Annotated in this window: 18 protein-coding genes; 3 read left to right on the top strand and 15 right to left on the bottom strand. The window is 63.6% G+C overall.

The window, feature by feature from the left end:
- The 12 genes from NCS58_RS32110 to tssB all read right to left on the bottom strand — a co-directional run.
- The coding region (locus NCS58_RS32110) for a DUF2169 domain-containing protein (RefSeq protein ID WP_250538998.1) at window positions 1-1,106 on the bottom strand (1,106 nt) is incomplete at its 3' end.
- Between the two features lie 12 nt (window positions 1,107-1,118).
- Window positions 1,119-3,875 carry a type VI secretion system Vgr family protein gene (locus NCS58_RS32105; protein WP_250478487.1) on the bottom strand — a complete coding sequence of 919 codons (2,757 nt, stop codon included), beginning with the start codon at window positions 3,873-3,875 and terminating at the stop codon, window positions 1,119-1,121.
- A gap of 31 nt (window positions 3,876-3,906) precedes the next feature.
- Entirely contained in the window at window positions 3,907-4,302 is a 396-nt protein-coding gene (locus NCS58_RS32100) for a DUF4150 domain-containing protein (protein WP_250478486.1), read from the bottom strand.
- A gap of 24 nt (window positions 4,303-4,326) precedes the next feature.
- Entirely contained in the window at window positions 4,327-5,001 is a 675-nt protein-coding gene (locus tag NCS58_RS32095) for a DUF3540 domain-containing protein (protein ID WP_250478485.1), read from the bottom strand.
- 33 nt (window positions 5,002-5,034) lie between these two features.
- Window positions 5,035-6,027 carry a pentapeptide repeat-containing protein gene (locus tag NCS58_RS32090; RefSeq protein ID WP_250478484.1) on the bottom strand — a complete coding sequence of 331 codons (993 nt, stop codon included), beginning with the start codon at window positions 6,025-6,027 and terminating at the stop codon, window positions 5,035-5,037.
- Window positions 6,028-6,126: 99 nt separating this feature from the next.
- Window positions 6,127-8,766, bottom strand: a complete 2,640-nt coding sequence (tssH, locus tag NCS58_RS32085; protein ID WP_250478483.1) for a type VI secretion system ATPase TssH — start codon at window positions 8,764-8,766, stop codon at window positions 6,127-6,129.
- Between the two features lie 42 nt (window positions 8,767-8,808).
- Window positions 8,809-9,792, bottom strand: coding sequence for a type VI secretion system baseplate subunit TssG (gene tssG / locus NCS58_RS32080; RefSeq protein ID WP_250478482.1), 984 nt, complete (start codon window positions 9,790-9,792; stop codon window positions 8,809-8,811).
- Window positions 9,756-11,480 (bottom strand): type VI secretion system baseplate subunit TssF, encoded by a 1,725-nt coding sequence (tssF, locus tag NCS58_RS32075; RefSeq protein WP_250478481.1) that lies wholly within the window; start codon window positions 11,478-11,480, stop codon window positions 9,756-9,758. Before tssF ends, tssG begins: the two co-directional genes overlap by 37 nt.
- 49 nt (window positions 11,481-11,529) lie before the next feature.
- Window positions 11,530-11,943 (bottom strand): type VI secretion system baseplate subunit TssE, encoded by a 414-nt coding sequence (tssE, locus tag NCS58_RS32070; protein WP_250478480.1) that lies wholly within the window; start codon window positions 11,941-11,943, stop codon window positions 11,530-11,532.
- Window positions 11,944-11,964: 21 nt separating this feature from the next.
- A complete protein-coding gene (locus NCS58_RS32065; protein ID WP_250478479.1) occupies window positions 11,965-12,453 on the bottom strand; it encodes an Hcp family type VI secretion system effector in 489 nt (162 codons plus the stop codon).
- A 202-nt stretch (window positions 12,454-12,655) separates the two neighbouring features.
- Window positions 12,656-14,143, bottom strand: a complete 1,488-nt coding sequence (gene tssC, locus NCS58_RS32060; RefSeq protein WP_250478478.1) for a type VI secretion system contractile sheath large subunit — start codon at window positions 14,141-14,143, stop codon at window positions 12,656-12,658.
- A 1-nt stretch (window position 14,144) separates the two neighbouring features.
- Window positions 14,145-14,639 (bottom strand): type VI secretion system contractile sheath small subunit, encoded by a 495-nt coding sequence (tssB, locus tag NCS58_RS32055; protein WP_250478477.1) that lies wholly within the window; start codon window positions 14,637-14,639, stop codon window positions 14,145-14,147.
- Between the two features lie 414 nt (window positions 14,640-15,053).
- Here tssB and NCS58_RS32050 point away from each other — a divergent pair, with 414 nt between their 5' ends.
- The 3 genes from NCS58_RS32050 (at window position 15,054) to NCS58_RS32040 (ending at window position 16,699) form a co-directional block, all read left to right on the top strand.
- Window positions 15,054-15,398 (top strand): STAS domain-containing protein, encoded by a 345-nt coding sequence (locus tag NCS58_RS32050; RefSeq protein WP_250478476.1) that lies wholly within the window; start codon window positions 15,054-15,056, stop codon window positions 15,396-15,398.
- A gap of 127 nt (window positions 15,399-15,525) precedes the next feature.
- Window positions 15,526-16,014 carry an Hcp family type VI secretion system effector gene (locus NCS58_RS32045; RefSeq protein ID WP_250478475.1) on the top strand — a complete coding sequence of 163 codons (489 nt, stop codon included), beginning with the start codon at window positions 15,526-15,528 and terminating at the stop codon, window positions 16,012-16,014.
- Window positions 16,015-16,210: 196 nt separating this feature from the next.
- Window positions 16,211-16,699, top strand: coding sequence for an Hcp family type VI secretion system effector (locus NCS58_RS32040; protein WP_250478474.1), 489 nt, complete (start codon window positions 16,211-16,213; stop codon window positions 16,697-16,699).
- A gap of 72 nt (window positions 16,700-16,771) precedes the next feature.
- On the opposite strand, the gene NCS58_RS32035 is transcribed toward NCS58_RS32040, so the two are convergent.
- Genes NCS58_RS32035 through NCS58_RS32025 form a run of 3 tightly spaced genes read right to left on the bottom strand, consistent with a single transcriptional unit; the run spans window position 16,772 to window position 19,564 of the window.
- Window positions 16,772-17,107, bottom strand: a complete 336-nt coding sequence (locus tag NCS58_RS32035) for an STAS domain-containing protein (protein ID WP_250478473.1) — start codon at window positions 17,105-17,107, stop codon at window positions 16,772-16,774.
- 28 nt (window positions 17,108-17,135) lie between these two features.
- Window positions 17,136-17,564, bottom strand: a complete 429-nt coding sequence (locus NCS58_RS32030; protein WP_250478472.1) for an ATP-binding protein — start codon at window positions 17,562-17,564, stop codon at window positions 17,136-17,138.
- Complete coding sequence (locus tag NCS58_RS32025; protein ID WP_250478471.1) at window positions 17,561-19,564, bottom strand: SpoIIE family protein phosphatase; 2,004 nt, start codon at window positions 19,562-19,564, stop codon at window positions 17,561-17,563. Before NCS58_RS32025 ends, NCS58_RS32030 begins: the two co-directional genes overlap by 4 nt.
- Between the last annotated feature and the right edge of the window lie 93 nt (window positions 19,565-19,657).

Raw genomic sequence — 19,657 nt, 5'->3', positions numbered from 1 at the left:
GGCGCGGACGACACCGGCGCGGCGGGCGCGGCGGACGTGGACTGTGCATCGGCTTGCATCGCCGCCAGTTCGCCGCCGTCCTCGACCAGCGCCTGAATGCGCGCGCGATAGTGCTCGAAGGACAGCGGCGCGGCGTCCATCGATTCCCACTCGGCCATCAGATGCGATACGTCGAGCGCGTCGGGATCGGCGACATCCGCGAGCGCGCGATACAGCACGATCCCGCGTTCGAGTTCCGGAAAGAGCCACACGGTTTCCGCGTGCGCCGCCACTTCGCGCAGCGTGCCCTGCCCCGGCTTGCCGGCGTGCACGAAGCAGCGCGCGCGCAGGCGCGGCAGGTTGCCCTTCAACATCGGCTGGCGGGCGTGCATACCCTGGATTTCGAACGCTTCGTCACCTTTTAGAAAGCCGTCGAGCCATTGATCCTGCGGCGCGCTCATGAAGTATTCGAGACGCGTATCGGCGGGCAGATGCGGCCAGTCGGTCGCGAGCCAGCGCTGGTCGCACTTGCCGAGATAGCGCTGACGCTGCGGCGCGTCGATCGCGAGTCCCCAGAAGCCCGCCGGCGCGACGCGCTGGCCGCGTTCAATAAGCCTCTGCCCCTCGCTCTCGACGTTCGGCAGCGGCCAGATTCCACGGCCATCGGGCCCGGCGACGGCCGCGCTGCCTTTGCCGCGCGGGTTGTCCGCGCAATCCGGCCCGCCGAACGCGGTTTCCGGCACGACCGGCATACGCGCATACGGCTTCGGCGCGCCCGGCATCCCGAGCGCGCCGAATTGCCGCTCGCCGCTCACGATGAGCGATTTCGCCAGCCCGCCGATACGCACCGCGATGCGCTGCTCGCTCACCTCGCGGCCTTGCGGCGCGTGCGCCGCGCCGTACACCTTGAACTCGGCGCGCGGCTTGGCGTTGCCTTCGTCGAGCAGGACATCGGCGCCGAGCGCATCGGGCACGGCCTGCCACATGTCGGCCTCGGGCAAGAGGTTCGCGAGATCGCTGCGGGCGAAATCGAAATAGCCCATCATCGCGACGGCCAGCAGATTGCGCCGGTTCAAGCGATACGCGCGATACATGAGCGCCAGCTCGGCGGGTTTGAAGACCTTCATCGCGTCAGTCCTTCAGCCCAGTTGCACCGGCTTGCCGCCGGCGTACAGCTTTACCCCCGCCGGCGTGCACTTCAGGCCCGACTGGTTCTGGAAGGCGAAGACCGCCTGGTCCGACTTGAAACCCAGGCCGCTCGTGCCGCCGGGCAATGCGATGCGGATCTTGTCGTTGGAGACGAGCAGCGTCGCTTCGCCCGCCGTCGTCTTGACCGAATCTTCCGAAATCGCGACGGACACCTTCTTGGCCGGGTCCGTCGCGAGCGTGAGCTGCGTCGGCTCGACCTTCACGCTCGCGTTGCCCGATACCGCTTGCACCGCCTGCGGCGATTCGATCTTCGCGCCCGCCGTCGACAGCGTCACGGTGCCTTTGCCGCCACCGGTCTTCTCGAACGACAGCACGCTCGATGTTTCCGTCATCGCCAGTTCGCCGGTGGCGGAGGTCGCCCACGTATGCTTGATCTGCGAGACCGAGGTATCGGCGGCGACGGCATCGACTTCCACCGCGAAGCCCAAGGCGTTCACCACCGGCGCCGGGCTCGCCGCGCCCGGCTTGCTCACCTTCATGACGATGCCGTTGCGGTCCATCTCCATCGTGCTCGCGTGCGTGTTCGTCGCTTTTTCGAGCGTCTCCGCGACACCGCTTGCATAGTGCTGCATCAATGCCTGCACCAGCACGTCCACCGCCGCCGAGCCGAGCGAATCGACCAGTGCCGCGTCGCGGTTCTCGTCGCTGCCGTACTCGGTTTCGCCGTCGCCGTTGGTCTTCAGCAATTTGGTGGCGACCGATGCCGCGATCGCGCTGTTCGCGGCCAGGGTCGCGAGAACCGCCGCTTTCACGCGCGTCTTCGTCTTGTCGATCAGCGTCGTATAGATCGGGGCCAGACCGCCCTGAAACTTGACCTTGTCGCTCGCCTTCTCGGTGACGGTCTTCTTGAGGCTCACCGATTCGGCGCAATCGTCGAGTTCGATGCTCCGGCCGAGCTTCCAGCTCACTTCCGCGCTCGCCGCAAAGCTGGTCGCTATGCCGATCGTGTAGTCGCTCGTAACGCCCGCCGCCAGCGAACTGTTGACGGACAGCGAAATATCGTTTTTCGCGCCGACGGTCAGCGAATTGTCGACGCCCGCGGTCATCGACTGCGAACTGCCCTTCGTCGCCACGAAAAAGCCGCTCGACGCCGCCGAGTAGCCGACCGTCATCCGGCTTTCCTGATACGGCGATTCGAGCGTGATCGATTGCTTGCCGCGCGTATCGTCGATGCTGACGACGTTGTCGCCCGCCGTGCGGATCAGGTTCTCCGCCGCGTTTTCGCTCGTGACGACGCTCTTGTTCGCCGAGTTCGGCACCGCGTTGGTGATGACGGGCTGGTCCGGATCGCCATCCGTGAAGGACAGCAGCACTTCCGCGCCCTTCAGCAACGGGAAATCCATGCCGTAGCCGCTGCCCGCGTAGGGCGAGGCCATGCGCACGCGCGCCGAGCCCTTGTTCGGATTCTTGTCGGTGAGATCGAACGGCAGTTGCACCTTGTACTGGCCGAATTCGTCGAGGTCGGCGTAGGTGGGATCGTCGCTTTCGGCGTCGATGGTCGCCGTCATCGTGCCGGGAATGCGCGGCTTTAGCGTCACGCGCTCGGCGCGGAACTGCACGTTCGAGGCGATCGCGCGAAAGCTGTTGCTGTATGTGGTTTCGCCGCCCGCGCCGGCATCGCCTTCGGCGCCGCGCGCGCCCGTCAGCAGCGCGCCGGCCTGCGAGCCGCGATGATGAATCTCCGTCAGCAGATATTCGGCGTTGAAATCGTCGCGATAATGCCCGGCGAGCTTCATGAACGCGCCCGCGCGCAGCCCGACCGCCGTGCCTTCGCCCGAATACACGCGCCCGGCGCAGAAGATTTCCTGCGCGCGCAAGGTCGCGTAACGCGCGCCTTCGGTTTCGTCACGGAAATTTTCGCCGTAGATCATCACCTGGCCGCGGCCCTGTTCCGACACGGTCGCCGTCGCCTTCAGCGCCACCGCCGCCTTGCGATGATTGAAGTCCTGCAACAGCACTTCCTTCGGCAGCGGCTTCGCGCGCAACATGAAGTTGCGCACCGCGTCGCGCGCGAGGCCGATGTTCATGCGATCGTCCGGCCGATACACCAGCGGCAGCAAGGCCGATGCGCTCTTGTCGAGCATCAGCGTATCGTCGACGACGACGAGCTTGTCCTGACCGCTCGCGTGATCGAAGCAGAAGTACATGCCTTCGTGCTCCATCCAGCGCGACAGAAACTCCAGATACGTTTCCTCGAACTGGCAGACGAAGCTGCGCGTGCGATACGTGCCGGTCAGCCTGAATTCGAAATCGTTGGTCGTGAGGCCGCCGTTCTTCAGCACGGTCTTGAGCGTATCGGCGATCGTCTGCTCGTCGAGATACACCTCGGAAATGCGCGACAGCGACAGGTTCCAGACGCGCGGCACCAGCACGGCGCGATAGAACACGTAATCGTCCGCGTGATGCATCTGCTCGAACTCGGCGAGGATGCCGTGATACGGCGTCGACGTGTCGCCGTCGGGGCCGTGGATGGTGAAGGTGGCCGGATGCGCGAGCATCGCGTCGAAATCGACCGAAGCATCGTCCGATACGAGCGTCAGCGTGAAGCGAAACGGCTGCGAGAGCGCCTCGAAGCCTTCCATCTCGACGACCTGAAACGCATAGGCGCTGCCCGTGCCCTTGCTGGCGGTCGTGCTGAAATCGAAGCGCCGGTTGGCGAGCACCTGGCTGGACAGCATCTCCATCATTTTCCCCTGTTCGTCGCGCGAAACCGCGCGCTCAACTCATGATCATCACGACGGGCTGGCTCGGCGCCAGCACGCTGCCGACGGTATTGCCGCCGTTCTGTCTGGTCGTGTCGCCGAGGCGCACCGCGAAATTGCCTTCGAACTTGACGACCTGGCTGCTCATCACGAACTCGGTTTCGCCCATCATCGAACCCGAGGCGACGCCGCCGTTCGCGCCCGCCTGATCGCCGTTCGACATCGGAATCTTCGACGCCTTCGTGAGCGCGGGCATCCCGCGCACCATCACTTTCAGCGTGGCCGGATTGCCCATCATCGGCATGGCGATGTTGGGGTACGGCACCGGCACCGGCGGCGCGGGCGGCGCGGGTGTGAGGCACGTGTCGGGCATACCCATGCATTGCCCGTTTTCCTTGGTCACGGCGAACATCGCTGGCTCCTTGTCGCGTGTGTGTCAACCGAGATCGATCTTTTCGCCGTCGATCTTCACGTGCCCTTGCGCGAGCACGCTGGCATCGCGGGCGGTCACGTGCAGGCGCTCTTGCGCCTTGATACGCACGCGCCCCGCGCGCGTTTCATCGACCTTTTCGATCCAGCGGAAGCTGTCGCGCGCCTTCTGCACGAGCCGTCCGACCGTCGATGTCACCTGCTTCGCCACGCTGCTGACGATGCCCAGGCGCGCATGAACCTCGCCGATCGACGCATCCAGACGATGCAGGCGCATCTCGCCGTGCAAGGCTTCCATGCCGATCGCGGGCGCTTGCATCGACACGGCGTCCGTCGCCTTCAGGTCGATGCGCGCCGCTTCTATCCGCACATCGCCGTGCGCCATATGCAGCGCGACGCCGCCCGGCAGCAGCAGTTGCGCGCTGTGCGCCGATGCGCGCGCCAGCAACGCGACGATGTACGCCGCCGCATTCACGCCGACCGCGCCGCCACGGCTGACGAGCACCGTGTCGCCGCAATCCGGCTCGATGAGGCAGCTATCGGCGCGCAGCGCGCGATCCACGGATGCATCGGCGGCGCTGACGAAGAACCATTTATCCGCGCGGCCCGTGACGGTCGCGTACGTGAAACCGGCGGCCTGCTCGTGTCCGGCGCGTGCGTGAGTTTGCAGACTGCTCTTCATTTCCTGACTCGATTGGCTCGTTAAGTAAGACGCTCAGGCGGCGCGCCACTGCTCGGCGCGCGCGAGCGCTTCGTCGGTCTTGCGCGCGGTCTTCAGATTCGCGCCGTCCCAGCGGGCGTTCGTCTGCCCGATCGCGTGGACGTTCGTGTTGCTCAAATCGGCGCGCGACAAATTCGCGTCCGATAAATCCGCGTGCGACAGATCGCATTCGATCAGCCGCGCCCCGATCAGCGATGCGCGCGGCCAGCGGCTCGAATGCAGCATCGATTGCGTCCACTGGCTCGCATCGGCGCGCGCCGCGCTGAAATCCGCGCCGCTCGCATCCGACATGACGAAGCTCGCGCCCGCCAGATCGGCTTGGGCGAGCCGCGCGCCGATCAACGCGGTGTACGTGCCGCGCACATCGGCGAGCGACGCGCCTTCGAGCCGCGCGTTCATGAGGCTCGTGCGATCGAGCGCCGCGCCGCGCAGATCGACGCCCGCGAGATCGGCGTCGTTGAGGATCGCCATCGTCAGGTCGCACGTTCGCAAATCCTGCTTCGTCAGCAGGCAGCCCGCGAAGAACACGTTGCAGAGCGTCGTCCCGGCGAAGACGGCGCTCGTGAAGTCCATGTTGATCGCCGTGAGGCGCGTGAGGTTCGCGCGCGAAAAATCGGTCTGCGTGAAGCTGCATTCGTGCATATCGGCGCGAACGAAGCCGGCCTGAACGAACGCGGTCCGCGTGAAATCGCAGGCCGCGAAATAAGCCATCTCGAAGTTCGCGGCCTGCGCCGTCGCGCCGCTCAGATTCGCCCGCGCGAACGACACGCCCGCCGCGCTCACGCCCGACAGATTCGCGCCCGACAGATCGCACGCTTCGAAATCCGCATCGGCGAGCGTCGCGCCGGCGAAGTTCGCGCCCGCGAGCTTCACGTTGCGAAAGCGGCACGCCGACAAATCCTGCCCGGACAGATCGATGCCGCAAAGATCGGCATCGTCGATCATCCTGTCGCCCGCCAGCGCCGCCGCCAACTGTTCCTTGCTCAAGCCGTTTCCTCTTGTCGTTCGTGCATTCTCGAAGCCAGTTTGCGGGCGCCCGGCTTCCATCGTGTTTCAGCCGGACGCCCGCGCGTTACCGATGTAACTTCAGCCCGGAAAACTCACGACGAAATCGCCTTCGTCGTTCACATCCAGCGCCACTTCCGGCAACGCCGCGCCTTCGCCCATGCGCGTGAGAATTTCCTGCGACATCAGCGGCAGCACCGTGCCACGCAGAATGAAGTCGATGTTGCGCGCGCCCGTCTCCACTTCCGTGCAGCGCGCGGCGATCTGCGCGACGACGGCATCGCTGTACGTGAAACGCATCTTGTTGTTATGCGCGACGCGCCGCACGATCTTGTCGAGCTTGAGACGCACGATGCCCGCGAGCGCATCGGTGGCGAGCGCGAAGTACGGAATCACCGTCATGCGCGCGAGCAGCGCGGGCTTGAAGTGGTTCGACAGAATCGGCCGCACGGCGGAAAGCAGCGTGGCGGCGTCGGGCTTGTCGTCGCCGGCGGTCATTTCGGTGATGACATCCGTCGCCAGATTCGACGTGAGGAAGATCACCGTGTTCGAGAAGTCGATCTCCTTGCCCTCGCCGTCCGACAACATGCCCTTGTCGAACACCTGATAAAACAGGTTCATCACGTCGAGATGCGCCTTTTCGACTTCATCGAGCAGCACGACCGAATACGGGCGCTGGCGCACCGCTTCGGTCAGCACGCCGCCTTCGCCATAGCCGACGTATCCCGGCGGCGAACCGATCAGGCGGCTCACGTTGTGCTTCTCCTGGAACTCGCTCATGTTGATGACGGTGGTCGACTTTTCGTCGCCGAACAGGATGTCCGCCACCGACAGCGCCGTCTCCGTCTTGCCGACGCCCGACGGCCCCGCGAGCAGGAACACGCCCATCGGCTGCTCGGGATCCTTCAGGCCGGATTTGGCGGTCTTCAGCACTTCGGCGATCTGATCCATCGCGTGATCCTGACCGCGGATGCGCGCCTTCAGCGTGTCGGCCATGCGCATTACGCTCTGCGCCTGATCGCGCAGCATCTTGCCTACGGGAATGCCGGTCCAGTCCGAAATCACGCGCGCGACCACGTCCGGATCGACGTCGATATGCACGAGCGGCTGGCTGCCCTGCGCCGTTTTGAACGTCTCGGCGGCGGCCGCGATGGCATCGGAGAGCGTTTGCAGCACATCAGCCGATGCGCCTTCGGCCTTCGCGCGATGCCGCGACGCACGCGCGTCGAGCAGCGCGCGCGCCGCTTCGCGCTGACGTTCCCAGACGGCGCGCAGGTCGTCCGCTTGCGCGCCGAGTTTCGGCAGTTCCGCGTCGATTTCGGCGAGACGCGCGAGATCGACGGGCTGCTGGTTGTCGGCATCGCGTTCGAGACCGTTCTTTTCGCGCTGCAACGCCTGAATGCGGCGCTCGGTGTTTTCGAGCACGTCGGGCTTCGCGCTTTGCAGGACCTTCACGCGCGCGCAGGCGGTGTCGAGCAGATCGACGGCCTTGTCCGGCAACTGACGGCCCGTGATATAGCGGCTGGACAACTCGGCCGCCGCGACGATCGCGTCGTCGCGCAGCACGACCTTGTGCACGTCCTCGTACTTCGCCTTCAGGCCGCGCAAGATGAGCACGGCGGTATCGAGATCCGGCTCGTCGAGCTTGACGAGCTGGAAGCGCCGCGCGAGCGCCGCGTCCTTTTCGAAATACTTCTTGTATTCGGCCCACGTCGTCGCCGCGATGGTGCGCAGCTCGCCGCGCGCGAGCGCCGGTTTCAGCAGGTTGGCGGCGTCGGAGGTGCCCGCCTGACCGCCCGCGCCGATCAGCGTGTGCGCTTCGTCGATGAACAGAATGATCGGTTTCGCCGATGCCTTCACTTCCGTAATCACGCCCTTCAGGCGGTTCTCGAACTCGCCCTTCACGCTCGCGCCCGCTTGCAGCAGGCCCATGTCGAGACCGAGGATGGTCACGTCCTTCAGCGAATCGGGCACATCGCCTTCGACCACGCGCAGCGCCAGTCCTTCGACGACCGCCGTCTTGCCGACGCCCGGATCGCCGACGCAGATCGGATTGTTCTTGCGGCGGCGCGCGAGGATATCGACCATCTGGCGGATTTCGGCATCGCGGCCGAACACCGGATCGAGCTTGCCCGCGCGCGCCTTCTCCGTGAAGTTTTCGCAGAAGCGCGCGATGGCGCTGCCGTCGCCGCTTGCCGCCGCCGATGCATCGCCCGCGCTCTCGCCGATCGCTTCGCGCGTGCCCGCTTCGACGGAGCCGCCGCAGACGCTATCGAACGAGCGGATCAGCGTTTCGCGGTTGAGCGCGCGCAGCGGCGCGGCGTAGTCGCCGGTCGCGTAATAGGTCGGGCGCGCGAGAAACGCGAGCAACGCCGCGCCGGAGCGGATGCGCGGCTCCTGCATATCCACCGATGCGATCAGCCACGCGTCCTGCAGCATTTCCAGCAGCAGCGGCGAGAACGCGGGACGGCCCGCGTTGCCCGTCTTCATCTGTTCGAGCGACAGGTTGATCGCGCGCTGCACCAGCGCCGCATCGACGTCGTGCTGGCGCAGCAGCAGCGCGATATCGGCCTGATGGTTTTCGAAGAGCTTGACGAGCAGATGCTCGACCGTGATCTCGTAATGACCGCGCGATACGCACAGCCCGACGCCGTCTTCGAGCGCCTGTTTGCAAAAGCCGTTGAGGCGGCCCACCAGGGGCTTCAGTTCGACCAGCAGCATGTTTGTGTTCCTCTTAGTCTTGCAGCAACGGCCAGCAAATGGTTAGAGAGAGTAGTGAACCCGGGTCGGCGACTTCGCCTCGCCGGGATTGAGCCAGGTGTCGAAACCGAGCCGCGACCACGCGCCGCGTCCCAGGCGCGCGGTGCCGGCGTCTTCGTGGCGCAGTTCCAGTTCGACATCGACGTCGAGCGGATCAGTCAAGTAGAAGCGCGTGAAAAAGCGCAGACGCGCGTGCGCGCTTCCGCCCGGCAGCATCTGATGAAACAGTTTTTGCGGCACGTCCGCGAATTCGATGCGAATCGCGCCTTCGTGATCGTCGATTTCAGCGCCGAGCCACGCGTCTTCGCCGAGGCGGCTTTGCTGCCGTCCCAGTTGCCAGCGCTGATCGGCGGGAATCGGCACCGCGCGCATCACGCCGCAGATCACCTTGACATCGGCGGGCGCGAAGGCGTCGGCGAGCAGGGTTTTCAGGCCGAGCGCCGAGCGCGGCCGCTGATTGAGCAGGCCCGCGTAGCGCAGCAGTTCGGCGCTGCCGGGCAAGAGATCGGCGCGCAGGTCCGGATCGTGCAGGCCGACGAACGCATACAGCTGATTGAGCGACGCCTCGTGCCGATCCTCGACGATGCGCTGCTCGACGCGGTACTTGGCCCACGCGTCGAAGAGCAGCGGATACATCGCGTAATGCACGACGTCGAGAAAGTCGCGCGTGACGTGATGGCCTTCGCGCTCTTCCTCGAAGAGATCTTCGGTGTAATAGGTCGGCAGCGGCGAGGCGACGCCGTACAGGCCGAAGAAGTTCGCCGTGATGCGATAGCCGCCCGACGGCATCGACTCGATACGGTCGATGTCGTTCTCTGGAAAGCCGAGCCCGAGCCGCGGGCGAACGCGCAGGTTTTCCTGATTCAGCCCCGTATGGCGGTCGTACAGGCGCAGCAGCCGGATCGCCTGGAAGTAGGAATACTTCTCACCGTTGGTGAGAAGCAGCGCCTTCACAGCATCGGCTGTTGTCCGAGTCTCGGCGGCCATTTGAATACGGTTCCGGAAAGCGTGTCTTCGAGTTCGACGCGCGTATAGGCATTGATGCCGGCGTAATCGCCGAGGAAGCGTTCGATCATGCAGCCGAACAGATACAGGTCGCCGATACCGGCGTAATGGTCCTCACGGCAACGAATGCGGATCAACTGGCCGCGCTGCATCCCGCCGCGCCCGACGAGACGCGACTCGCGCGTGGCCGTCACATCGACGATGCCTTCGATGCGGCGGCGATTCGACTGCTCCTGCCCTTGCCGTCCGTTGAACACGTACAGGCCGAGCATCTTGCGCAGGTTTTCCGCGCTCGCGAGCGACAGCAGATTCAGCGACACGTGCGATAGCAGGCACCACAGCAGTTCCTCGCCCGCGGGCGGGTCCTGCGCGGGCGTGATCGCGCGGATGTTGGTAAAGCTCATCTGATCGGGCGACGTGCTCGTCGGCACGTTGATGTCGCCCGGCTTGAGACCTTCGGGCAATGCGCGATTCGTGCACGTGACGCGGATCGACAGCGTTTCCGGCAGCGGCGTTTCGGAAGGCGGATAGTTGAGCGACAGATACACGTCGCTGCCGCGTTCGACGTTCGCGCTCTTCAACGTCGTGCGATAGCTCAGTTGCGCGCCGCGTCCGTCGTGGCGGAACATGCTGAACGGCTGATACACGCGCTCCTGCGCGCGGCCCTGCTGATAGCCGAGCACCTGGTCGACGGAATACACCTGAAAGTGCCGGCGATCGCGTCCTTCGGGATTCACGCGATATTCGGTCGCGCGATGATCGTGCGTGATCGGATCGGCGACATGCGAGAACACGTTGACCGCCGGGACCACGTTGAGCATCAAGCTGCCGGTGTCGAGTTCGGGCATCCAGCCATGCAGGCCGTCGAGCGTCATGACGATGCTGAAGCTCGAGCCGCTCGCATTCGCGGTCCAGCGCTCGAGCCCGGCGATATCGATGAAGAGAAACTTTTCCGGTTGCGTGAAGAATTCCTGGATCGTGCGATAACCGCTCGAAGCATGACTCGGATAGCCGATGAGACCCGCGTCGAAGCCGCTCGTGCGCAGGCTTTTCGCGCCGAGCGACAGGCGCTCGCCGCTGCCGCCGGAGATGCGCACGTCGGTCACGTGATTCATCAGCAGCAGAAGCAGTTTCGATGCATCGACATAGCCGCCGCTCAGGAACAGGCGGATCGAATCGCCGTTCCATTGCGCGATGCTCAGGCCGCCTTCCATTTCGAAGTCGATCATCAGCACCGGCGCCGTGCCCGCGTGACTCAGCAGATTGACCCCGGCGATGCGCAGCGGCTCGACGTCGAGATCGCAGCTCGTGCGAAAGCGGCACGCGGTGCCATCGACCGGTACGGAGGCGAGCTCGGTGCCCGCCGCGACCCGCGATGCGCCCGTACGCGGACCCTTCGCGGTGAAGCCGATCAGCGTCGAAGCCGGCACCGGCCGCAGATAATGCGGGAACAGCAGATTCGTGAGTTCCTGAACGAACTCGGGGAACTGGTCGTCGAGTTTCTGGCGCGTGAGGCCGTTGAGAAACGCGACGCCTTCGAGCAGACGCTCGACATCCGGATCGGCCGACGTGCCGGACAGCATCGGCGCGGTGGCGGGGTTCGCGAGCGCGAACTCACCGGCCAGGCCCTTCAGCTTGTTCAGCTCATCCTGATAGTATCGATTGAACATGCTTCACCGACTCGGCGGCACCCGGAAGAAAAAGGTTTTGACGATGCGATCAGCCGACGCTCACGCGGCCGTTCGCGCCCACGGTCGTCGAGATGCGCAGCGGAATTTCGCGGTCGTCCACTTCGAGCGAACCTTCGAGCGAGAAGCGGATGGACAGCACATCGGTTTCCTGACGATTGAGCGTGACGCGCGGTGACTTAATACGCGGTTCGTAGCGCACCACCATCCTGCGGATTTCTTCTTCGATCTCGCGCGTGGAACCCATCGCGGTGGTGCCGGCAAGGTTGGTGAAATCGGGCACGCCGAAAAGCGGATCGATCTGCACGCTGCCCTGCCGCGTGTTGAGCAGGCGGCTCAGGTGGCTCATCACCGAGTCGAGCAGAACGTCGACCTGGGTTTCGTTGGAGCGCTGCTCGCCCGCATTCCAGGTGGCGATGCGCTCCAGCAGCCGACGTTCTCTCACCTCGCCTCCTGCCTGCTACGTTCAGGACTTCGGCGCGAGCCAGGAATCTTCGGCTTCGATGCCATCCGGATCGAACGTCCACGTGATCTTCTCGTACGTGAACGAGATGTCTTCCATGTGGCCCATCTGCTTGTTCTCCGGCGACAGGCAGTTCGGCGTCCACGACTTCATGTTCGTCAGAATCGCGTTGGAGAGCTTCACGGTGTAGTACTTCTCCTCCGTGCCCTTGGGCGAAATGCGGTAGAACTCGAGCGTCACGTCCTTCATCTGCTCGCCCGACGTCAGCGCCTGGAACAGCTTCGGCGACGACTTGTCGATTTCCTTGGTGAGCGTCATCGGCAGATGCACGCGCTTGCCGGTGGGCAGGCCCGTTTGCGGGCTCTTCGGGATTTCGATGGTGTGATCGACGGCTTGCACGAGGATCTTTCCTTCGTGACCTTGAACCTTGGTCGAGCCTTCGATCTTGCCTTGGTTCTGGCCTTCGAGGGTGAGGTAGCACGGCATCGGCATGATATTTCCCCTAATGGGTAGCACTCTGTTTGGATGTCGGAGCGGCGCGATCTCTGATGAAGCGCCGCCTCCGGTTTTTTGCTCAGCTCTTGTTTGCGCTGCGCATGTTTCACATGTTGCAGAAGGCCCGTTACCGCCTGGTTTCAGTTCCTCCGCGCTGCGTTACAGATGAAACACGCCCTGCGCCACGACGCTTCAATGCTTATTTTTTGTCCAGCTTGCCGACGAGCGACAGCGTGAACGACGCGCCCATGTACTTGAAGTGCGGACGCACCTTCAGGTCCACGCGATACCAGCCCGGATCGCCTTCGACATCGGCCACGACGATCTCCGCCTGACGCAGCGGACGACGGCTGCGCACGCCTTCGGCGGGGTTGTCCATGTCCGCGACGTACTGGCGAATCCACGTATTGAGTTCGCTTTCGAGATCGACGCGCTCTTTCCATGTGCCGATGTTCTCGCGCTGGATCACCTTGATGTAATGCGCGAGGCGGCTCACGACGAACATGTACGGCAGTTGCGTGCTCAGCTTGTAGTTCAGCTCGGCGTCCTTGCCTTCCTTCGTGTTGCCGAAGAACTTCGGCTTTTGCGCCGAGTTCGCCGAGAAGAACGCGGCGTTGTCGCTGTTCTTGCGCATCGTCAGCGCAATGAAACCCTGCTCGGCAAGTTCGAACTCGCGACGCTCGGAGATGAGCACTTCGGTCGGAATCTTGTTCTGCAGCTCGCCCATAGATTCGTACGTGTACACCGGCAGATCGCCGACCGTGCCGCCGCCTTGCGGTCCGATCACGTTGGCGCACCAGCGGTAATCGGCGAAGCTCGACGTCAGGCGCGAAGCGAACGCGAACGCCGCGTTGCCCCACAGGAACTGGCTGTTGCCGCCCGAGACGTCTTCCTTGTAGTTGAACTTCTTGGCGGGCACGGTATCGGCGCCATACGGCACGCGCAGCAGGAAGTGCGGCAGCGTGAGGCCGACGTAACGCGCGTCTTCCGACTCGCGGAACGCGTTCCACTTGACGAACTGCGGACCTTCGAAGATCGACGACAAGTCCTTCAGGTTCGGCAACTGGTCATAGCTGTCGACGCCGAAGAAATGCGGACCGGCCGCGGCAATGAACGGCGCATGGCTCATCGCCGAGACGCTCGCCACGTTCTGCAGCAGCTTGACGTCCTGCGTGCCCGGGCCGAACTCGTAGTTCGCGACGATTGCGCCGAACGGCTGGCCGCCGAACTGGCCGTATTCGGCCGTGTAGAGATTCTTGTAGAGACCCGAGTTGGTGATGTCGGCGGCATCCTCGAAGTCTTCGAGAAGCTTGCCCTTGCTCACGCTCAGCAGTTGAATCTTGACGTTCTCGCGGAAGTTGGTGCGGTCCACGAGGAACTTGAGCGAGCGCCACGCCGATTCCATCTTCTGAAAGTCGGCGTGATGCAGGATCGCGTCGACCTGCGCGCACAGCTTCTGGTCGAGGTCAGCGATCATGCTGTCGACCGTTGCCTGCGTGATGCGCTCGACCGCGTTCTGCGGCTCCAGCAACTGGCCGATGAAGGCCTGAATGCCCTGGCGCGTGATCGAATACGCTTCGTCGCCCGGCTTGATGCGCGCCGACTCGATCAGCTGGTCGAGCAGCGAAATGCTCGCGTCCGCTTCCGGCGCGGCGGTGGCTGCCTGTTCTTTTTCCATGTCGCTCATGTCACTTTTCCTCGATGCCGAGTTCGCTCATCAGACGCGCGCGCACGCCTTCGTCTTCGATCAGTTCCTGAACCCGCTTGCGGAAATCGGGAATGTTGCCGAGCGGTCCCTTCAGTGCCTTCAGTGCATCGCGCAGGGCGATCATCTGACGCAGTTCGGGCACCTTCTCGACGATCGCGTCGGGCGAGAAATCGTCGACGGACTCGAACTTCAGGTTCATCGCGATCTTCGCTTCCGGGTCGGCGTTCGCTTCGAGGCGGTTCGGCACCGCGAGATCGAGCGAGAGCTTCTGGCCCTTGAGCACTTCGTTGAAGTTGTCCTTGTCGACGTTGACCGGCTTCATTTCCTCGATCGGCGTTTCGTCGTCGCGCAAGGTGAAGTCGCCGAGTACCAGCAATTTGAGCGGCAACTCGACTTCCGCCTTGGCATCTCCGGTGGCCGGACGATACACAATATTGACCCGCTCCTTCGGAGCCACTGAACCGTCAGATGCCATGCCTACCCCCTAACCCAATACCAAAAGTGTTGATGAAAAATCAGGCCGCTTTGTTAGCGTCGCAGCGCGGTGGCGCGTGAATGTCGCTTGAGTCGCACGATCGTTCGCGAAAGCTGGCGCATCGGCGTCATCGCGTGCTGCTGGCGACACGGAACGATCTCATGCCGTATCGCCGGTCATTGCCGCAAAGAGAACCGGGTTCGGGGTTCTATTCGTGCCTTAGGCATAAAACCCGCGTGATACGCTGACTTTCCTGTCGCTGAGGGCATTAACGACCGCGTTCGCAAATTCTTGAAGGCGTTTCGATGCTCAAGGATTTTTTATTTCTGCCGTCAACAATCGGAGCGTCATCGAACGACGCGACATGCCTCGACACAGGCAGGCCGCCATATCGCCCTTACGTGAGAAACCATTGTGGCAAACCAGTATGAAGTGCAGGGCGACGTGCTCATCGTGAGCCTCGAGGGCGCGCTGAACAGCACGAACGCGGCGCAGGTCGAAGCGGAAATCCAGCGCCAGCTCGATCAGGGCCTGAACCAGTTGCTTTTCGATCTGAGCGCGCTCGGCTATATCTCCAGCGCGGGACTGCGCGTCGTGCTGATCGCGGCGAAGCGTCTCAAGCAATCCGCCGGACGGCTCGTGCTCTGCGGTATGCACGACCAGATCCGCGAAGTCTTCGAGATCAGCGGATTTCTCAACATTCTCAACGTCACCGATACGCGGGCCTCCGCGCTCGAACGCTTCGACGAAGTGGCGTGAATCCCGCGTGTTTCATTCGTAACCTGGGCGCGTTTTTCTGAAACGCGGCGGTAACGGCGCGCACCCAGAATTCATCCCATGCACAGAACGAACTGCGCACAACCAACGAACAACTGGAGAACAAATCATGCCGATGCCCTGCTACCTCACGCTCGAAGGCCAGAACCAAGGCAAGATCGAAGGCTCGAACAAGGTTCGCGGTCACGAAGGAAAGATCCTCGTGCAAGCCGTCGATCACACCATCGAAATCCCGAAGAGCCCGCAGACGGGCCTGCCCACCGGCAAGCGCGTGCATGGCGCGATGACGCTGACCAAGGAAATCGACAAGTCGTCGCCGAAGCTGTTTCAGGCGCTGGCGTCGGGCGAGCAGATGAAGGACGTGACGCTCGAGTTCTATCGCATTTCGCCCAAGGGCACGGAAGAGAAGTACTACACCGTGAAGCTGTCGAACGCGATCCTCACGAACATGCAGTCGTGGACGCCGAACTGCCTGTCGCTCGAAAACAAGCAGATGGGTCACATGGAGAATCTGTCGTTCACGTACGAGAAGATCACCTGGACGTACGAACCCGACGGCATCGAAGCCGAGGATTCGTGGCTCGCGCCGAAGGCTTGAGCCGGATCGATCCATCGCGGTAAGCAAGGCCGCCTCGTCATCGAGGCGGCCTTTTTGTTTGCGGTTTCGAGCGCATGTTTCATCCGTAACCTGAGCCGGCTTTTCTGAAACTTCACCGTAACGGCTGACGCGCAGAATTCATCCCATGCACAGAACGAACTGCGCACAACCGACAAACAACCACTGGAGAAGAATCATGCCGATGCCCTGCTACCTCGCCCTCGAAGGCCAGAACCAAGGCAAGATCGAAGGCTCGACCAAGGTTCAAGGTCACGAAGGAAAGATCCTCGTGCAAGCCGTCGATCACACCATCGAAATCCCGAAGAGCCCGCAAACGGGCCTGCCCACCGGCAAGCGCGTGCATCTGCCGATGACGCTCACCAAGGAAATCGACAAGTCGTCGCCGAAGCTGTTCCAGGCGCTGACGTCGGGCGAGCAGATGAAGGACGTGACGCTCGAGTTCTACCGCATTTCGCCCAAGGGCACGGAGGAGAAGTACTACACCGTGAAGCTCTCCAACGCGATTCTGACGAACATGAAGTCGTGGACGCCGAACTGCCTGTCGCCGGAGAACAAGCAGATGGGCCACATGGAAGACATCTCGTTCACATACGAGAAGATCACGTGGACGTTCGATCCGGATGGCATCGAAGCCGAGGATTCCTGGCTCGCGCCGAAGGCTTGATCGAATGACCCGACGTGCAGGCCGCCTCACATGAGGCGGTCTTTTTTGTTTGCACGAGAAAAGGAAGAGCGATCAGGCGGTAAGCGCTGCCATCGCCGCCGCGCGATCGTGCACTATGCGAAACAGCGAATCGAAGCCGATCACCTGAAACACCTCGTGCACCTGTGGCAGCAAGCCGGCCAGCACCAGATCGTGTCCCGTGCCGCGGGCCGCCTTCGCCGCCTTCAGCAAGACGCGCAAGCCGGCGGAGCTCACATACTGCACGTCGCTCATGTCGAGCAGCACGCGGCGGCTCGCCTGCACGCGCTCCGGCAACACGTCCTCGAGCTGTTTCGACGTCGTGCTGTCGATGCGTCCTTCCACGGCGACCACCAGCACGTCGCCTTCGCGGGTTTCATTGATATTCATCGGGTTCCTCGGTAATTCATAACGCGCATCACGCAGCCGGCTGCGCGGCGATGCGCTTGCTGAAGTGCAGGCAATTGCGATCGTCGCGGCGCTCGTAGGTCACCGCATCCATGACCTTTCTGACCAGGAAGACGCCCAGACCGCCGATCGCGCGATCATCGACATCGCTTGTCACGTCAGGGTCCGGCAACTGGAGCGGATCGAAGGCGACGCCGTCGTCGCTGACCTCGGCGCGCACCGCGTCGGCCGCGATCGTCACGCGCACGCGAATCGGATCGTGCGCGGAGCCGTACGCGGCGATGTTCGAGATCACTTCGTCGAAAGCCATCGCGAAGCTCTGGAAGAGCGGCGGCGGCAGGCCGTGCGCGTCGAAGAGCGCCTCCAAGCGATCCACCAGGTCGCCGATATCCGGCGTCCGTGCGTCCAGTTGCGTGTCGAGCGTGCCGGTTGCGCTCATGATGTCGTCGGTCCGGAAGCCCCGTAATGAATCGCGAGGCAAGTGATGTCGTCGGATTGCGGCGCGCCATCGGCGAAACGATGCACGCTGTCGAAAAGGCGCTTCAGCAGCACTTCGACTTCCACGCCCTTCGCGTCGGCCAGATGCTGCGCGAGACGCAGTTCGCCGTATTCCTCGTCGGCGGGATTGAACGCTTCGGTCACGCCATCGGTGTACAGCAAAAGCGTCGTGCCGGCGTCGAGACGCATGTGTCCTTCCGCGAACGGCGTGCCTTCGATCACGCCCAGCGCCATGCCGCCCGTGCCCGGCAATTGCGATATCGAGCCGTCGGGCGCGATCACGTAAGGCGGATTATGGCCGCCATTCGCGTATTCGAGTTCGCCGGTCGCCGTGTCGAGAATGCCGTAGAACAGCGTGACGAACATCGTCGCCTCGTTGTCCTGCGCGAGCAGGTCGTTAGCGAGCGCGAGGCACGCGCCCGGACTCGCCGCGCTCGGCGCGATCGCGCGCAGCAGCGTGCGCGCCACCGCCATGAAAAGCGCGGCGGGCACGCCTTTGCCCGACACGTCCGCGATCACCACGCCGATCTTCTGATCGGACAGCCAGAAGTAATCGTAGAAGTCGCCGCCGACTTCGCGCGCCGGAACCATGCGCGCGAACATCTGCAAGTCGGGACGCGACGGAAAGCGCGTCGGCACGATCGACTGCTGCATACGCCGCGCGACGTCGAGTTCCTGCTGGATCGACACGAGCTTCGTATGCGCGTTGAAGACGTTCTGGATCGTCAGGAACCAGGGCCGCCACGCCTGCGGAATATCGGGAATCGACTTGACCGAGCCGCGGTCTTCGTCCTGGATGTAGCGCACGAGCTTCTGCGCGGGAAGAATCGCGTCGTTGTACGTCATGCGGCTCGCGATCATCAGCATGAGCGTGAGGCTCAGCACCAGCACGAGCACGCTCGGCACGCCGGTTTCGAGCGCCACGCGCTGCAGGTTCCAGCGCGGCAGCAGCAGCACGAGACGGAAAGGCGCATGGCCGATGCCGACCGCTTCGATGTAATAGTCGTCGAAGATCGTGAGACGGCCGTCGGCGTCGCGCAGCACGCGCTCGACGTCGCGGCGCAGCGCGGGCGGAAAGGCGTCGGCGGCCATCCGCACTTCCTGCGCGCCCGCGTGCACCAGTTCGGGATCGGCGAGCAACTGTCCGCGGTCGTTCACGATGAACATCCGCCCGAGTCCCGGCGGCCACGTACGCACGAACTGGTTGAGCCAGCCGAGCGTCAGATCGAGCGACACCGAGCCGCGAAACGCGCTGCCGTCGAACACGCCCGCCGATGCGGTCACCATCAAACCCTTGCCGGCTTCATCGACATAAACGGGCGTCCAGAACACCGAACGCTCGGGCCCCGGCGCGCGCTGCACTTCCGTAAAGAACTCCTGCTTCCTGAGGCTGTCGGCGTAAAAGTAATCCTTCGACGCCACCCACGGATAAATATTGATGAAGCGCCGCGCCGACGTGTAGTAGACCCACGTCGCGCCCGGCAGATTCGCCATGATCGTCTTGAACGGGCCGTTCAGGCTCAGCGCCATCTTGAGTTCGCGATCGAGCGCCCGCGTGCGCGGCCCGACGAGGCCTGTCAAGTTGCCCGCGTCGGCGGGCGTCCACGGCGCGGGCAGCGCATCGAGCTGAATGCTGTCCGGCTCCCTGCCGGGCCGGAGCGCGTCGAGCAATGCCGTATCGGGGGCGCCCTGCGGATGCAGCCGCAGCCACGTCTCGCCCTGAATGCGCATGGCGTTGACGGCGTCGGTGCTGCTGCGCACGAGCGCGTCGAGCGCGATCGCCTGCTCCTGCATCCGCTGGCTCACGCCGGAAGTCTGCGCTTGAAGCGTCATCCGGTATTGCAGATAGACGAGCGCGCACGCCACGACGAGCACGCCGACGAGCGCGATACGCATGACGCGGTTATAGCGGGCGAACAGTGCCGCCGTCAGATCGGACATACGTTGCTTGGGTTATCGGGCTGGCGTCGGCCATCGCCCTTCGGTTGTTCTCGTGCTTCCGGCCGATCGGAAACATCGGCAAGAGTGTAGCGA

This window comes from Caballeronia sp. INML3B, assembly GCF_023631305.1.
GTDB lineage: Bacteria > Pseudomonadota > Gammaproteobacteria > Burkholderiales > Burkholderiaceae > Caballeronia > Caballeronia turbans.
This window is presented reverse-complemented; position numbering and strand designations above follow the sequence as displayed.